Source organism: Microbacterium sp. NPDC055502 (assembly GCF_053643635.1).
Genome location: NZ_JBSHKJ010000003.1, coordinates 41,038 through 55,570, shown reverse-complemented (window position 1 = coordinate 55,570; position 14,533 = coordinate 41,038). Strand labels below are relative to the sequence as shown.

Genomic DNA, 14,533 nt, shown 5'->3' with positions numbered 1-14,533 from the left:
GTGCCGGAGCCGGGGCCGCCCGGCTCAGGCCGGAGCCACGGGTCGGCCGAGCGACAGCATCAGCCGGTTCGCCCAGTTGAAGAACGCGGCGCCGTGCACCACGTCGGCGATCTCGCCGTCGTCGAGCCCCGCGGATCGCAGGAGCGCGATGTGGTCGGGCCCGAACGCGCTGGGCGTCTCGGTCAGCGCGACGGAGGCCGCGACGATCGCGTTCCACCGCTCGCCGAGGTCGGCGGACACGCCCACGTCGAGCAGCCGGTCCACGTCGTCCTGCCGCTTGCTGTGATGCGCCGCGAAGCGCGAGTGCACCGAGGCGCAGAACACGCAGCCGTTGCGCCGCGAGGCCGCGGTAGCCGCCAGCTCACGATCGGCCCTGGGCAGTCCGTCGGCGACGTTGTAGAAGATGTCCTTGTCGACCAGGGTGCGCGCCCGGAGCACCTCGGGGTCGCGCGCGAGCAGACGGAAGTAGTCGTTCTTGGCGCGAGCGGCGTCGACCAGGCCGTCAAAGTGCCGCTCGGTCAGCTCGTCCTCCTTGAGCGGGGGCAGGTGCGGCGTCCACCCGACCTCGGCGCGCGTGAACCCGTGCGGGTGCGGGGCGTCGTCGTGCCGGAGCACGGTGTCGGCGGTGGCGGGCTCGGTGGTGGTGTCGGGATCGGTGGTGTCGGTGGCGTCGGGCTCGGTGGTGGCGGGGTCGGTGGTGGCGTCGGTGGTGGTCATGCGGCCTCCTCCTCGGTGGCGGCGGTGGTGGCGGTCGCGAGTCCGGCGGCGGCGAGCACGCGGAGCCCGGTCACGACGCGCTGCTGGAACGCCAGGAACGACACGAGCTGCGACACCGTGACGATGCCGTCGGGCGTCCACCCCGCGTCGAGCAGGCGGCCCAGGTCGGCGGCCGAGGCCTCGCGCGGCCGCAGCACCAGCAGGTGCGCGTGGGCGAGCGCGGCGGCCAGTCGCTCGCCCAGAGCGTCCGTGGCGGCGGCGTCCGGCGCATACCTCAGCCCGTCGGTGCTCTCCCCCTGGAGCCCGGCCTCGGTGTACGCGCCGAACGGCCCGGTGGCGGCGGCCCCGGCCAGCTCGGCCCTGACCACCGCGGCGCGCTCGGGATCGGCGGCCTCCGCCCGGTCGGCGTAGAACAGCGCGGACGGGTCGTCGGCGCCGGCGAGCCCGGTCGCGAAGGCCGCGATCAGCTCGCGCTCGGCCTGCGACGCGTGCTGCACCGAGACGGGGCGGAACAGCGCGTCGAAGCTCGCCTGCAACTGCTCGCGCGTGATCGGACGGCGCCGCCGCAGCGCGTCGAGCCCCGGCGTCACCTCCGCGATGCGGTCGACGATGTCGTCGGTCATGCGTTCTCCTTGAGGGTCGTGTCCGCGGGGGACGGGGTGAGGGCGTAGCCGAGTGCCGGGGCGACCTCGGCGGCGAACAGCTCGATCGAGCGCAGCACGTGCTCGTGGGGCGCGTCGACCGAGTGCACCTGGAACGCGACCTCGGTCGCGCGGGACAGCGTCGCGTCGTCCGCGAGCGAGGCGGCCACCTCCTCCGGCGTGCCCAGGTGGGTGTCGAGCGCGGTGATCAGGTCGTCGAGGTCGTCGCCCGGGATCGTCTGCCCCTGGCGGCGGAAGCCCTCCGCGGCGCGCCGCAGCCCGACCTCCGCGAACCGCAGCGCCTCGGCCCTGTCATCCGCCACGAACACGGTGCGCGAGGCCGTGATGCGCGGCGTGACGCCGGCCGGCAGCGCGTCGAGGTAGGCGTCGATGATGGGGTCCTGCAGCGCCGACAGCGGCGCGCGGAGGCGCTCGGCCGTGCGCGGCTGCGTGCGCGAGAGCAGCAGCCCGTGGCCGTGCACACCCGCGCGGCTCCCGCCCGCGGCCGAGAACGTCGCCTGCCAGACGCGTGAGGCGAGGTCGCCCGGGTCGGGGTACAGGGTGTTGTCGCCGCCGACGTCCTCGCCCGCGAGCGCGTCGAGCAGCACGCGCAGCTTGCGGTCGTACGTGGCGGCCTTGTCGCGCACGTCCTCCCCGAACGGTACGAACGACGAGGGCGTGCCCCCGCTGCCGAGCCCGAGATCGAGACGCCCGCCGGAGAGCAGGTCGGCGACCACCGCATCCTCCGCCACGCGCACCGGGTCTTCCAGGGGCAGCGTGATCACCCCGGTGCCGAGCCGGAGGCGGTTCGTATGCGCGGCGGCGTGCGCCAGGAACACGAGCGGCGACGGCAGCCCGCCCTCCGCGGCGCGGAAGTGATGCTGCGCGACCCACGCACGCCCGATGCCGTGCCGCTCCGCGTGCTGGAGCTGCGCCGTGGCCAGCGCGTAGCGATCGGCGGGCGACGCGTCGTCGAGCAGACGGGTGAAGAACGCCACGGTGGGTGCGGCGGCTGGTGCGGTCATGCGAGGACCTCTCGGCTCTGGGGAGCGTCGCCGACGCCGGGCACGGCGGCGAGCAGCTCCCTGGTGTACTCGTGCTGCGGGTCGTGGAACAGCTCCTCGGTCCGGCCCTCCTCCACCACGCGGCCGCGGCGCATGACCGACACCGTGTGACTGATGCGCCGCACCACCGCGAGGTCGTGCGAGATGAAGAGGTAGGTGAGCCCGAGCTCGGCCTGCAGCGAGGTGAGCAGCTCGAGGATGCGGGCCTGCACCGTCACGTCGAGCGCGGACACCGCCTCGTCGAGCACCACGATCTCCGGGTCGATCGCGAGGGCACGGGCGATCGCGACGCGCTGCCGCTGTCCGCCCGACAGCTCCCGCGGGGTGCGGCGGGCGACGTCGGCCGGCAGCGCCACCCGGTCGAGCAGGGCGAGTGCGCGCTCCCGCCGTTCGGCCCTGCCTCCGACGCGGAAGTTCTGCAGGGGCTCCGCGACGATGTCGACGACGTGCTGCCGCGGATCGAGCGACGCGAACGGGTTCTGGTACACGAGCTGGATGCGCCGGCGCAGCGCGCGCAACGGCGCGCCCGTCGCGGCCGTCACGTCGGCCCCGGCGACCTCGATCGATCCGGCCTCAGGGCGGTGGAACCGGGTGACGAGTCGTGCCGTGGTGGTCTTGCCCGAGCCCGACTCCCCCACGAGCGCGTGCGTGGTGCCGCGGCGCACGCGGAACGACACGTCGTCCACCGCGCGGAACCGCTCGCGACCCGCCATGCGGAACTCCTTCACGAGCCCCTCGGCGACGATCGCGTAGGGGTTCTCGGCGGCGACCGCGGCCGCATCCCGCAGGAACGGCGGTGCGTCCGGCCGGCGGAACCCGGTCGCGAAGGCGGGCGCGTCGGCGAGCAGCTGCCGCGTGTACGGCTCCCGCGGCGCCGCGAGCACCGCGTCGCTCGCCCCCTGCTCGACGATGCGGCCGTCCTTGAGCACCACGAGCCGCGCGGCACGGTCGGCCGCGACCCCCAGGTCGTGCGTCACCAGCAGGATGCTCGTCCCCTCCTCGCGCTGGAGCTCGTCGAGCAGGTCGAGCACCGTGCGCTGCACCGTGGCGTCGAGCGCGCTGGTGGGCTCGTCCGCGATCAGCAGCCGCGGGCGCAGCGCCACCGCGGTCGCGATCAGCACGCGCTGCCGCATGCCGCCGGACAGCTCGTGCGGATACTGCCGTGCGCGCAGCCCCGGGTCGTCGATGCCCACGCGGTCGAGCAGCTCGATCGCCCTGGCCCGACGCGACCTCCGGTCCCGGTGCCCGTGCAGGCGCAGGATCTCCTCCACCTGCACCCCGACCGGGCGCACGGGGTCGAGCGAGGTGGCGGGGTCCTGCGGCACGAGCCCGATCTCGGGGCCGCGGATGCCGCGCAGGGCGCGGTCGCTCCAGCCGGAGATGTCGAGCTCGCCGAGGAGCACACGCCCCGCGTCGACGCGACCCCCCTCCGGCAGCAGCCCCAGCAGCGCGTGCGCCGTGGTGGACTTGCCCGACCCGGACTCGCCGACGAGCGCGAGCGTCTCACCCTCGGCGATGTCGAACGAGATGCCGTGCACGACCTCCCGGTCGCCGTACGACACCGTGAGGTCGGTGGCGGTGAGGACGGGGCCCGCACTCATCGCACTCCCCTTCCGAGGCGGTGGCTGATCGTGGTCGTGGACGCAGAGATCGCACTCATCGCACTCCCCTTCCGAGGCGGTGGCTGATCGTGGTCGTGGACGCAGAGATCGCGCTCATCGCACTCCCCTTCCGAGGCGATGGCTGATGCGGTTGGCGCTGAGCACCACCGCGACCACGACGAGGCCGGGGAGGGCGGTGAGCCACCAGGCCGTCGCGATGTAGTTGCGCCCCTCGGCGATCAGCAGGCCCCACTCGGGCGTGGGCGGCGGAGCGCCGTAGCCGAGGAACCCGAGCGTGGAGATGGCGAGGATCGCGGTGCCGAACTGGAGCGCGGCGAGCGCGACGATCGGGGTGAGGGAGTTGGGCAGCACGTGGCGGCGCAGCACGGCGACGAACGTCCCGCCACTGCCGAACGCCGCCTCGACGTACTCGGTGCGCCGCACCCGCGCGACCTCGGCGCGCATCAGGCGCGCGAACGCCGCGACGCTGCCGAGTCCCACCGCGATGGCCGCGTTGACGGTGCCGAACCCGAGCAGGATGATCACCGACAGCGACAGCAGCAGGCCGGGGATCGCCAGGAGCACGTCGACGATGCGCATCAGCACGTCGTCCACGATCCCGCCGACCGATCCGGCGATCGCACCGAGCACCGTGCCCAGGGCGAGGCCGACCGTCACCGCGATCAGCGCGCCGGAGAGCGAGTGCACCGCGCCGTGCACGACCCGGCCGAACAGGTCGCGGCCGAGCGTGTCCGTGCCGAACCAGTGCGCGGCGCTCGGGGGCAGCAGCTTGTCGGCCGGCACGCCCGTGAGCGGGTCGCCCGGCGCGAACACCCCGGGGATCAGCGCCCAGAGCACCGCGAGCGCCACCGCGGCGACGGCCAGGTAGAGCCCCCACGGGCGGCGACGCAGGCCGCGACGGCGCCGCGGGGTCGCGGCGGGGGCGGGGGCCGAGGGGGTCGCGGAGACGGCGTCCGCGGTCTCGGCGATCACGGGCGCGGTCATGCGGTGGCCTCCTGCAGCGTGCGGCGGGGTTCGGGGCGACCGCGGCGGGCGGAGGTGCGCTGCCGCGGGTCGATGAGCGGCGTGGCGAGGTCGACCGCGAAGCTGATGAGCACGAAGCCGAGTGCCGACAGCAGCACCACCCCCTGCAGCACCGGGATGTCCTGGTTCGCGACGGCCTGCTCCGTGAGGCGTCCGATCCCGGTCCGGCCGAACACGGTCTCCGTCACGACGGCGCCGCCCACGAGCTCACCGAACAGCACGCCCGCGATCGTGAGCGTCGGCACCGCCGCGTTGCGCGCGACCGAGCGCGTGAGCACCCACGCCGGCGGTGCGCCCTTCGCCCGCAGCACGGTCACGAACGGCTGCGCCTGCACCTGGTCGATCGCCCGCACCAGCACTTGGGCGAGGGGCGCGGAGATCGGCACGGCCAGGGTGAGCACGGGCAGCACGAGCCCGCTCACCGGGTCGGCTCCCACGATCGGCACCCAGCCGAGGCCGAACGAGAACACCTGGATGAGCAGGATCCCGAGCCAGAACACCGGCACCGCGACGAAGAGGCCAGGCACCTGGCGCAGTCCCGCGCGCAGCCACGCGAACGGCGCCAGCGACGACAGCCCGGCGATCAGCACGGCCAGCACGAGCGCCACCGCGAGCCCGAGCGACGCGAGCAGCAGGGTCGCGGGCAGCGCCTCGGCCAGCATCGTGCGCACCGGGGTGCCGAACTGCGTCGAGTAGCCGAAGTCGCCGGCGAGGAAGCCGAGCCCGGCGTGCACGTACTGCTCCCACCACGGCAGGTCGGCGCCATAGGTCGCGCGGATCCCGTCGAGCTGCTCCGGCGAGAGCCCGAGGCTCGGGTCGGAGAACTTGATCAGGATCGCGTCGCCCGGCAGGAGCTGCAGCAGGAAGAAGGTGGCCGTGAAGGCCGCGACCAGCACGATCGCGGCCTGCCCGGCTCGTCGGAGGACGAAGCTCATCGCGTCACCGTCGCCCTCAGTGCTCCGCGAGCCAGACGCCGGAGAACGTGGGGCGCCCGACCGACTCGAACGCCACGCCGTGCACGTACGTCGCGGCACCGTAGACCTGCGGCTCCTCGAACAGCGGGATCACGTAGGCCTGCTCGGCGATGTAGTCCTGCACGGCCTGCGACGCGGCGATGCGCGCGTCGGCGTCGGGCTCGGAGGCCACGGCGAGCAGCAGCTCGTCGAGCGTCGCGTCCTGCGAGATCAGCACGTCGCGGTTCTTCGTGAAGTACTGGCTCTTGATCACGTCGAGGTCCGCGCGTCCGACCATCGAGTGATAGAACCCGGTCTTCAGCGGGTCGCGCGTGTCCTCGGCAAAGGTGCCGGCATCGCCGGGCTTCACGGTCAGCTCGACGCCGACCTTCGCGAGCTGCTGGGCGATCAGCTCCAGCGTCTGCTTCGACAGCGGCTGCGGCTTCGCCTCGTAGACCGTGATCGCGAGGCGCTCGCCGTCCTTCTCCCTGATGCCGTCGCCTGCGGGCGTCCAGCCGGCCTCGTCGAGCAGTTCCTCGGCCCGGTCGGGGTCGAAGGTGTAGTGCTCCGACTCGTCCTTGTAGCCGACCGCCTGGGAGGACAGCACCGACGTCGCCACCGGGTAGTTCTCGGTGAAGAGCGTGTCGACCACCTCCTGCGCGTTCACGGCCGCGATGATCGCCTGGCGCACGCGGATGTCGGAGAGCAGCGGGTTGTCCGGCCGCAGGGCGATCGAGTTGTTCACGCCGCGGGTCTGCGGGGCGTAGAGCGTGAAGCCGGCGCCCTCCACACGATCCTCGTCGAACGCCTGCACGTAGCGCACGTAGTCGGCCTGCCCCGCGAGCAGCGAGCCGATGCGCACGGAGTCCTCCGGGGTGATCAGCACGTGCACGGCGTCGAGGTACGGGCGGCCGTCGTTGTCGGCGCTCTCCGGACCCCAGGCGTAGTCGTCGCGCGCGGCGAGGGTGTACTCCGTGCCGAGCTTCTCGTCGGTGACGGTGAACGGACCGGAGCCGACGATGTCGGCCGCATTGCCCGCGCCGAAGTCCTCGATCGTGCCGTCGAGCGTGTCGGGTGACAGCAGGCCGGAGTTGATGGTGGACGTGGCCTGCAGGAACCCGGGCGACGGGGCGGAGAAGCGGAACGTGACGGTGTCCTGGTCGACCACCTCGCTGCCGACGTAGTTGTTGATCGCCTCGGACACGGTGAGCCCGCGGTCGGCGTCGCCCAGGCCGTAGGTGTCGAAGTTCTTCGCGACGGCGTCGGCGTCGAGGGGCGTGCCGTCCGAGAAGGTGACGCCGGGGTTCAGGTCGAACGTGTACTCGGTGGCGTCGTCGTTCACGGTCCAATCCGCGGCGACCCACGGCTCGATCTCGAGCGTCTCCGGGTTCTGCCACGTGAGCCGGGCGGCGATGTTGTTGACGATGCCGCCGTTCGGGTAGAAGCCGGCCTGCGGCGGGTACAGGTTCGTGTAGGCCTGGTGCTCCAGGTACGTGAGCGTGCCGCCCGCGACAGGGGCCCCGGCGTCGGTCGGTGTGCCGGCGGGGGCGGCGGAGGTCGCGCACGCGGCGAGGCTCCCGGCCAGGACGAGGGGCAGCGCGACGGCGGCGGTACGGATCAGGCGGCGGTTCATGCGGAGGACTCCTCGGGGGTGCGGGTGGGTGCAGGTGGGTACGGGTGCGGCGTGGGGTTCACGCTAGGAAGCGGCGGGCGGTGCGCGCCGGGCGGCGGACGCGGAAGGTCGCCCGGCGACACCCGCGGTCACGCATCGACACGCGACGTCACACGCAGGCGGTCGCGCAGCGTGATCGCGCCGTCACCGTGCTCGCGCAGCAGTCCGCGTCGCCGCAGCTCGGGCGCCGCCAGGTGCGTGAACGCCTCGAACTGCGCGGGCTGGAACGCCGAGAGCACGTTGAACCCGTCGGCCGCTCCCGCGTCGCGCCACGTCTCGAAGTGGTCGGCGACCGCGGCGGCGTCACCGACCACGAACGCGGCGGGCACGGCATGCGCGGCGACCAGATGCCGCCAGGTGAGGGCTGCGTCGGCGCCGATGCCGAGACCCGCGAGGTGGGCCACGCGCTCGATCAGGGCGGCCCCTCGTCCGCCGAGGCGCAGCGCCTCGGCGGGAGCGACGGGGGCGTCGAAGGCCGCGACGCGCAGGGGGTCGTCCCCCGGCACGTCGAAGGCGTCCGCGAGCGCCGCGACCGTGCGGTTCGCCGGGAACCCGGGGCGCTCGACCTGATGCCCCTCCGCGAGCGGCACGAGCGCGAGCAACCGCGCCACGATGCGCTGCGCCTCGGCGTGCGTCTCGGCGACCACGGGCAGCACGGGCGCGATCACCCGCAGTTCCTCCGGCGAGCGCCCGGCCTCCGCCGCGACCTCCCGCAGCCCCCGCCGCGTGGCGACCGCGTCGGCCAGGGTCGGCGAGGCGATGAGGGCGAGGTCGGCCGCGGTCGCGGCGAGCGCACGCGACCGCGGCGACGTGCCGGCGTGCACCACCGGGATGCGCCCCTGCGGCGGCCGTGCGACGTTGAGCGGTCCCGTCACGCGCACGTGCGCGCCCTCCAGGTTCGCGGCGCGCAGCCGGTCGGCGTCGATCAGCACCCCGCGTTCGGCGTCGGCGATCCAGGCGTCGGCGTCCCACGAGTCCCAGAGCCGGCGCAGCGCCGTGACGAACTCCTCCGCCCGGTCGTAGCGGGTCTCGTTGTCGGCGTGCGCCTCGCGTCCGTGGTTGCCCGCCGCGCGCGGCTCGGCCCCGGTGACCAGGTTCACCCCGGCGCGTCCGCCCGAGAGCACGTCGAGCGACGCCAGCGACCGCGCGGTCGTGTACGGATCCGCGTAGGTCGTGTTGACGGTCGCGATGAGCCCGATGCGCGAGGTGAGGCCGGCGAGGAACAGCACGGCGCTGACCGGGTCGATGCGCGCGAGCAGGTACGGGTCGCGGAACTCCAGGTCGGGGCCCGTCGCGAGCCAGTCGCCGAAGAACAGGTAGTCGAGCCCGGCCTCCTCGCCCGCCGCGGCGATGCGCCGCAGGACATCGGCGTCGCGTGCGGGGTCGCGGTGTGCTCCGGCGTGACGCCAGCCGGACGGGTAGGCACCGAGCGTGCGCACCATGGCGCCGATCACGAGGGGTTCGGTCATGCCGTCACGCTAGGAGCGCGGGACGGCGGCGACCACGGCGCGGAAGCCGGGGGTCACGCGACGTCACACGGCGACATGTCCACCCCACCCTCTACGCTGAGAGGATGACTGGTCTTCGTTGGGGAATCCTCGCGACCGGCGGCATCGCCGGCGCCTTCGCTTCCGACCTGCGCACGGCGGGCCTCGACCTGGTCGCGGTCGGCTCGCGCTCGCAGGAGTCCGCCGACGCGTTCGCCGCGCGGTTCGACATCCCGCACGCGCACGCCTCGTACGAGGCGCTCGTGGCGGATCCCGACGTCGACATCATCTACGTCTCCACACCCCATCCGATGCACCACGAGAACGCCCGGCTCGCCCTGGAGCACGGCAAGCACGTGCTGGTCGAGAAGGCGTTCACGCTGAACCAGACCGAGGCCGCCGACCTGCAGGCGCTCGCCGCCGAGCGCGGCCTGCTGGTCACCGAGGCCATGTGGACCAGGTATCTGCCGCACATGGTGCGCATCCGCGAGCTGATCGCCGAGGGGGCGCTGGGCGAGATCCGCACCGTGAGCGCCGACCACACGCAGCTCCTGCCGACCGACCCGGCGCACCGCCTGAACGCGCTGGAGCTGGGCGGCGGCGCGCTGCTCGACCTCGGCATCTACCCGATCTCGTTCATCTGGGACATCCTGGGTGCCCCCACCAGCATCCGCGCGGTGGGCCGCCTGGTCGAGACGGGCGCCGACTCCGAGGTCGCCACGGTCATGACGCACGAGGGCGGCGCAGTGTCGACCAGCCTGTCGTCCTCGCGCGGCGCGGGCCCCAACGCGGCGAGCATCGTGGGCACCGCCGCCCGCATCGACATCGATCGCGTCTGGTACGCGCCCACCACGTTCCGTCTGGTGCTGCCCGACGGCACGGTCGCGGAGGAGTACGTGACCGACATCACCGGGCGCGGGATGCAGTTCGAGGCGATCGCGGCGGAGCGTCTCGTGGCCGAGGGGAACCTCGCCGGCGACATCCTCCCGATCGCCGAGAGCGTCGCGATCATGGGGGCGCTCGACGAGATCCGCGCCCAGATCGGCGTCCGCTACCCCGGCGAGGAGGACCACCGTGGCTGAGACCCCCGACGCCCGTGTCGCGGTCTACCTCGACTTCGACAACATCGTCATCTCCTGGTACGACCGCGTCCACGGCCGCAACTCGTACGGCAAGGACCGCCAGCGCATCACCGAGAACCCCAACGACCCCGAGGTCGCCGAGCGGTTGAACAGGGCGATGATCGAGGTCGGCGCCATCATCGACTACGCCGCCTCGTTCGGTACCCTCGTGCTCACCAGGGCCTACGCCGACTGGTCGTCGCCCGTGAACGCCGAGTACCGCTCGCAGCTCGTGGCCCGTGCGGTCGACCTGGTGCAGCTGTTCCCGGCCGCCGCGTACGCCAAGAACGGCGCCGACATCCGGCTCGCGGTCGACGCGGTGGAGGACATGTTCCGCCTGCCCGACCTCACCCACGTGGTGATCGTGGCGGGCGACAGCGACTACGTGCCGCTCGCGCAGCGCTGCAAGCGCCTCGGCCGCTACGTGATCGGGGTCGGCGTGGCCGGCTCCACCGCGAAGTCGCTCGCCGCCGCGTGCGACGAGTTCGAGTCGTACGACTCGCTGCCCGGTGTCGCCCGCCCGGCGAAGAGCGTGAACCGCACGCCCGCGGAGGCCCCGGCGGAACTCGCGGCCCCACCGGCGGACACCGCGACCAAGCCGAAGGCGGCGCCCAAGACGCGCGCGAAGGCCAAGGCCGCGAAGACCGAGGAGCCCAAGGTCGAGGAGAAGATCGACGACCAGGGCGAGGCCACGCGTCTGCTGGAGCGGGCGCTGCGCCTCGGGCACGACAAGGCCGATGCCGACGAGTGGCTGCACAGCTCAGCGGTCAAGACGCACATGCGCCGCATGGACCCGTCCTTCAGCGAGAAGGCGCTCGGCTACCGGTCGTTCTCCGACTTCCTGAAGTCGCGCGACGACATCGCCGAGCTCGAGGAGACGGGGCACGAGCGCCTCGTCCGCCTGCGCGAGCCCTGATCCACCCGCCTGCGCGAGCCCTGATCCACCCGCCTGCGCGGGGCCTGATCCACCCGCCGGCGCGGGGCCTGATCCACCCGCCGGCGCGGGGCCTGGCCCATCCAGGCCGAGGCCCGGCCCTTACTGGTTGCTGAAGGCGGCGTCGAACGCGGCCTCGGGCGGCGGCCACAGCAGCGACCGCACGAAGCCGAGCGCTTCGGGGGCGCCGTGGAGCCGGTCCATGCCGGCGTCCTCCCACTCGATCGAGATCGGGCCGTCGTAGCCGATCGCGTCGAGCGCCCGGAAGGCGTCCTCCCACGGCACGTCACCGTGACCGGTCGACACGAAGTCCCAGCCGCGCCGCGGGTCGCCCCACGGCAGGTGCGACCCGAGCACGCCCGCCCGGCCGTTGTGCGGACGCATCCGGGTGTCCTTGCAGTCCACGTGGTAGATGCGGTCGGCGAAGTCGACGATGAACCCGACCGGGTCGATGTTCTGCCACATCATGTGCGAGGGGTCCCAGTTGAACCCGAACGCCTCACGGTGGTCGATCGCGTCGAGCGCACGCACGCTCGACCAGTAGTCGTAGGCGATCTCGCCCGGGTGCACCTCGTGCGCGAACCGCACGCCCTCGCCGTCGAACACGTCGAGGATCGGGTTCCAGCGGTCGGCGAAGTCCTGGAACCCCTGCTCGATCACGGCGGCGGGCACGGGCGGGAACATCGCCACGTAGGGCCAGATCGACGAGCCGGTGAAGCCCACGACCGTGTCGACCCCGAGCTTGCGGGCGACCCGGGCGGCGCGCGTCATGTCCTCGGCCGCTCGCTGCCGCACCCCTTCGGCCTCGCCGTCGCCCCACACGTACGGGCGCAGGATGCCCTGATGGCGGAAGTCGATCGGGGCGTCGCACACGGCCTGGCCCGCCAGGTGGTTCGAGATCGCGAAGAGCCGCAGGCCGTGTCGGTCGAGGATCTCGCGGCGCGAGGCGAGGTAGGCGTCGTCCTCGTCGGCGCGGCGCAGGTCGAGGTGGTCCCCCGATGCCGCGACCTCCAGCCCGTCGTAGCCCCACTCGGCGGCGAGCCGGGCCACCTCCTCGAACGGCAGGTCGGCCCACTGGCCGGTGAACAGGGTGACCGGACGAGTGCTCATGGATCCTCCTTGGTCGCGGGTACGGGGTACGGGGCGGGGGCGGGCGGGGTCGCGGGGTCAGGCACCCAGGGCGCGCAGATGGGCGATGCTGTGCGCGGCGAGCTCGTCCTGGCTCGCGGCGAGCGGGCGCCACACCGACGCCGCGACCGCGATCGTCGCGTTCTCGCCGGTGAAGCTCTCCAGCCCGAGCACCCCGCGGTAGCCCGCGTCGTCGAGCGCCGCGAGGATGCCCGGCCAGTCGGTGTGGTCGTCGCCCACCGCCCCGCGGTCGCTGCCGCACACCTGCACGTGGGCGATCGCGGATCCCGCGGCCCTGATCGCGTCGGCCGGCCGCTTCTCCTCGATGTTGAGGTGGTACGTGTCGAGGGCGAGCCCCACGCCCGCGCCCAGCAGCGGCTCGAGCGCGTCGAGGCTCTGCGCGACCGTGTTGAGCACGCTCGTCTCATACCGGTTGAGGGGCTCGACGGCGAGGATGAGCCCGGCGGCCGCCGCCTCGTCCGCCAGGGGCGCCAGGTTCTCCCGCAGCTCGGCCACGACCGCGGTGCGCTCCTCCGCGTCCATCCGCCAGGTCGCCCCGGTGGGCGCGTAGAACGGACCGGCCACGACCGGGGAACGGAGGATCGCGGCCGCGTCGAGGCAGGCGCGCAGGTAGTCCTGCGTCGCCGGCACGTCGCCCGCGCGTGCCACGAGCGACCGCCCCTGCCCCATCGCGCCGACCAGGACCGCGCCCATCCCGAGGCCGTCCAGCACGGCACGCGCCCGCACGGGGTCCCAGTCGCCGGGGTTCTCCAGCGGCAGTTCCAGGGCGTCGTAGCCCATCCGTGCGGCGGTGTGCGCGAGCGGCTCCAGCGTCTCGTCGGTGAGCGGAGACGTCCACACCCAGGTGTTGACGGCGATCGTGCGGGGCATCGTTGTCCTTCGATCAGGGAGTCGCTCCCACCCTCCCACCCCGGTGACACGGAGCGGAAGGGCGGGAGCGCAGGCGGTTACGGGATCTGCCGCTCCTGCCACACCGTCGGGTAACCGGGGAGGTTCTCCCCGCCGAACTTGGCGTAGTGGCCGTCGGGCATGCCCTCGTTCGCCGCCAGGTAGTCGTCCAGCTCCGCCTCGGTGATGGGCTTCTGCGGCAGCACCCACTCCTTCGGCACCTCCTGGCCGGCGAAGATCATCTGCGCCGCGAGCAGCGGGGTGCGCCACTGGAAGTTCGAGTACACCGGGGCGAGGCCGGTGAGGCCCGTGTCCTTCCACTTGCGCAGGAAGCTCATCTCGTCCTCACCGGTCATGACCGGGTAGTCCGCGCCGGCGTCCTCGAACGCCTCGATCGCCGCGACGGCGCCGTCACCGGCGTCCATCCAGATGCCGTCGACGTCGCCCTTGGCGAGCTCGTCGCTGATGATGCTCTTGATCTCCGCCGGGTCGGCGCCCGTGAAGTAGTCCACGGCCTCGATGCCCGCCTCGTCGAACAGCTTCTCGGCACCGGCCCAGCGGTGCTCCAGCACGTCGACGCCGGGGAGGATGCGCAGGGCCACGACCTTGTCGCCCTCCTCCAGGTTGTCGATCAGGAACTCGGCCGTGTCGATGCCCCAGGCGAAGCCGCCGATGGGGTGGATGAAGGTGACGGGGCAGTCGGTGTTCACACCGCGGTCGAACACCACCACGGGCTTCCCGGTCTCGCACGCCCGGTCGACGGCGGGCGTCATGGCCGCCGTGCTGTTCGGCGAGATGAGGAACACGTCGCAGTTCCCCTCCGAGATGAAGTAGTCGATGTCGGCGATCTGCGTGTCATCGGAGTCCTGCGCGTCGCGCGTCTCCATCTCGCTGATCGCCCCGGCCTCCTGCAGCGCCTTGAGCTGCTCGTTCATGGTGATCCAGCCCGTCTGCCGCCACGGGTTGGAGATCGAGGCGTTCGCGAAGCAGGCCTTCTTGGCCCCGGCGCTGGCGAACTCGGACGTGTCCACCATCTCGGCGTTGATGTGCTGCAGGTAGGGCTCGTCGGCCGGACCCTGGGGTTCCACGCCGCGCTCCTGGTCCTGCTTGTCGAACAGCTCCTGGTCGAACCACTCGGTCGTCTCCGCCGCCTGCTCGGGGTTCTCCGACTCCGCCGGCGCCACGGACGGGTCGGTCGTGCACCCGGCGAGCGCGATGAGGCCGAAGAGGGCCACCCCGGCGGTGGCGATCTTCATCGATCG

The 14,533-nt window shown here is 73.0% G+C and carries 13 protein-coding genes; 2 read left to right on the top strand and 11 right to left on the bottom strand.

All coding sequences use genetic code 11. The annotated features are described in order from the left end of the window. Positions 1-24: 24 nt before the first annotated feature. The 8 genes from ACWH95_RS16590 to ACWH95_RS16555 all read right to left on the bottom strand — a co-directional run bounded on the left by ACWH95_RS16590 (position 25) and on the right by ACWH95_RS16555 (position 9,161). Entirely contained in the window at positions 25-717 is a 693-nt protein-coding gene (locus ACWH95_RS16590) for an alkylhydroperoxidase domain protein (RefSeq protein WP_454121039.1), read from the bottom strand. Next, on the bottom strand, positions 714-1,340 hold the full coding sequence (locus tag ACWH95_RS16585) for a CMD domain protein (RefSeq protein WP_454121038.1): 627 nt from the start codon (positions 1,338-1,340) through the stop codon (positions 714-716). The genes ACWH95_RS16590 and ACWH95_RS16585 overlap by 4 nt, the downstream gene beginning before the upstream one ends. Further along, a complete protein-coding gene (locus ACWH95_RS16580) occupies positions 1,337-2,383 on the bottom strand; it encodes a putative FMN-dependent luciferase-like monooxygenase (RefSeq protein WP_454121037.1) in 1,047 nt (348 codons plus the stop codon). Before ACWH95_RS16580 ends, ACWH95_RS16585 begins: the two co-directional genes overlap by 4 nt. Beyond that, on the bottom strand, positions 2,380-4,023 hold the full coding sequence (locus ACWH95_RS16575; protein WP_454121036.1) for a dipeptide ABC transporter ATP-binding protein: 1,644 nt from the start codon (positions 4,021-4,023) through the stop codon (positions 2,380-2,382). Before ACWH95_RS16575 ends, ACWH95_RS16580 begins: the two co-directional genes overlap by 4 nt. A gap of 114 nt (positions 4,024-4,137) precedes the next feature. Continuing rightward, positions 4,138-5,028, bottom strand: a complete 891-nt coding sequence (locus ACWH95_RS16570) for an ABC transporter permease (protein WP_247639088.1) — start codon at positions 5,026-5,028, stop codon at positions 4,138-4,140. Beyond that, on the bottom strand, positions 5,025-6,002 hold the full coding sequence (locus ACWH95_RS16565) for an ABC transporter permease (protein ID WP_136035448.1): 978 nt from the start codon (positions 6,000-6,002) through the stop codon (positions 5,025-5,027). The genes ACWH95_RS16570 and ACWH95_RS16565 overlap by 4 nt, the downstream gene beginning before the upstream one ends. Positions 6,003-6,018: 16 nt before the next feature. After that, entirely contained in the window at positions 6,019-7,653 is a 1,635-nt protein-coding gene (locus ACWH95_RS16560) for a TIGR04028 family ABC transporter substrate-binding protein (protein WP_454121035.1), read from the bottom strand. Between the two features lie 128 nt (positions 7,654-7,781). Next, positions 7,782-9,161 (bottom strand): NtaA/DmoA family FMN-dependent monooxygenase, encoded by a 1,380-nt coding sequence (locus ACWH95_RS16555; RefSeq protein WP_454121034.1) that lies wholly within the window; start codon positions 9,159-9,161, stop codon positions 7,782-7,784. 104 nt (positions 9,162-9,265) lie between these two features. Between ACWH95_RS16555 and ACWH95_RS16550 the strand changes: the two genes are divergently transcribed. Continuing rightward, entirely contained in the window at positions 9,266-10,261 is a 996-nt protein-coding gene (locus ACWH95_RS16550; protein WP_136031079.1) for a Gfo/Idh/MocA family protein, read from the top strand. Next, positions 10,254-11,216, top strand: coding sequence for an NYN domain-containing protein (locus tag ACWH95_RS16545; protein ID WP_136031082.1), 963 nt, complete (start codon positions 10,254-10,256; stop codon positions 11,214-11,216). The genes ACWH95_RS16550 and ACWH95_RS16545 overlap by 8 nt, the downstream gene beginning before the upstream one ends. A gap of 120 nt (positions 11,217-11,336) precedes the next feature. Here the strand turns inward: ACWH95_RS16545 and ACWH95_RS16540 are convergent, their stop codons facing one another. From ACWH95_RS16540 to ACWH95_RS16530, 3 genes are all read right to left on the bottom strand, one after another. Then, positions 11,337-12,344, bottom strand: coding sequence for a sugar phosphate isomerase/epimerase family protein (locus tag ACWH95_RS16540; protein WP_136031084.1), 1,008 nt, complete (start codon positions 12,342-12,344; stop codon positions 11,337-11,339). A gap of 57 nt (positions 12,345-12,401) precedes the next feature. Further along, positions 12,402-13,253 carry a sugar phosphate isomerase/epimerase family protein gene (locus tag ACWH95_RS16535; protein WP_454121033.1) on the bottom strand — a complete coding sequence of 284 codons (852 nt, stop codon included), beginning with the start codon at positions 13,251-13,253 and terminating at the stop codon, positions 12,402-12,404. Between the two features lie 77 nt (positions 13,254-13,330). Beyond that, a complete protein-coding gene (locus ACWH95_RS16530) occupies positions 13,331-14,527 on the bottom strand; it encodes a substrate-binding domain-containing protein (protein WP_454121032.1) in 1,197 nt (398 codons plus the stop codon). Between the last annotated feature and the right edge of the window lie 6 nt (positions 14,528-14,533).

Coding starts and splice junctions, on each gene's coding strand:
- ACWH95_RS16590 (WP_454121039.1), bottom strand. CDS start 717: ATGACCACCACCGACGCCACCACCGACCCCGCCACCACCGAGCCCGAC.
- ACWH95_RS16585 (WP_454121038.1), bottom strand. CDS start 1,340: ATGACCGACGACATCGTCGACCGCATCGCGGAGGTGACGCCGGGGCTC.
- ACWH95_RS16580 (WP_454121037.1), bottom strand. CDS start 2,383: ATGACCGCACCAGCCGCCGCACCCACCGTGGCGTTCTTCACCCGTCTG.
- ACWH95_RS16575 (WP_454121036.1), bottom strand. CDS start 4,023: ATGAGTGCGGGCCCCGTCCTCACCGCCACCGACCTCACGGTGTCGTAC.
- ACWH95_RS16570 (WP_247639088.1), bottom strand. CDS start 5,028: ATGACCGCGCCCGTGATCGCCGAGACCGCGGACGCCGTCTCCGCGACC.
- ACWH95_RS16565 (WP_136035448.1), bottom strand. CDS start 6,002: ATGAGCTTCGTCCTCCGACGAGCCGGGCAGGCCGCGATCGTGCTGGTC.
- ACWH95_RS16560 (WP_454121035.1), bottom strand. CDS start 7,653: ATGAACCGCCGCCTGATCCGTACCGCCGCCGTCGCGCTGCCCCTCGTC.
- ACWH95_RS16555 (WP_454121034.1), bottom strand. CDS start 9,161: ATGACCGAACCCCTCGTGATCGGCGCCATGGTGCGCACGCTCGGTGCC.
- ACWH95_RS16550 (WP_136031079.1), top strand. CDS start 9,266: ATGACTGGTCTTCGTTGGGGAATCCTCGCGACCGGCGGCATCGCCGGC.
- ACWH95_RS16540 (WP_136031084.1), bottom strand. CDS start 12,344: ATGAGCACTCGTCCGGTCACCCTGTTCACCGGCCAGTGGGCCGACCTG.
- ACWH95_RS16535 (WP_454121033.1), bottom strand. CDS start 13,253: ATGCCCCGCACGATCGCCGTCAACACCTGGGTGTGGACGTCTCCGCTC.
- ACWH95_RS16530 (WP_454121032.1), bottom strand. CDS start 14,527: ATGAAGATCGCCACCGCCGGGGTGGCCCTCTTCGGCCTCATCGCGCTC.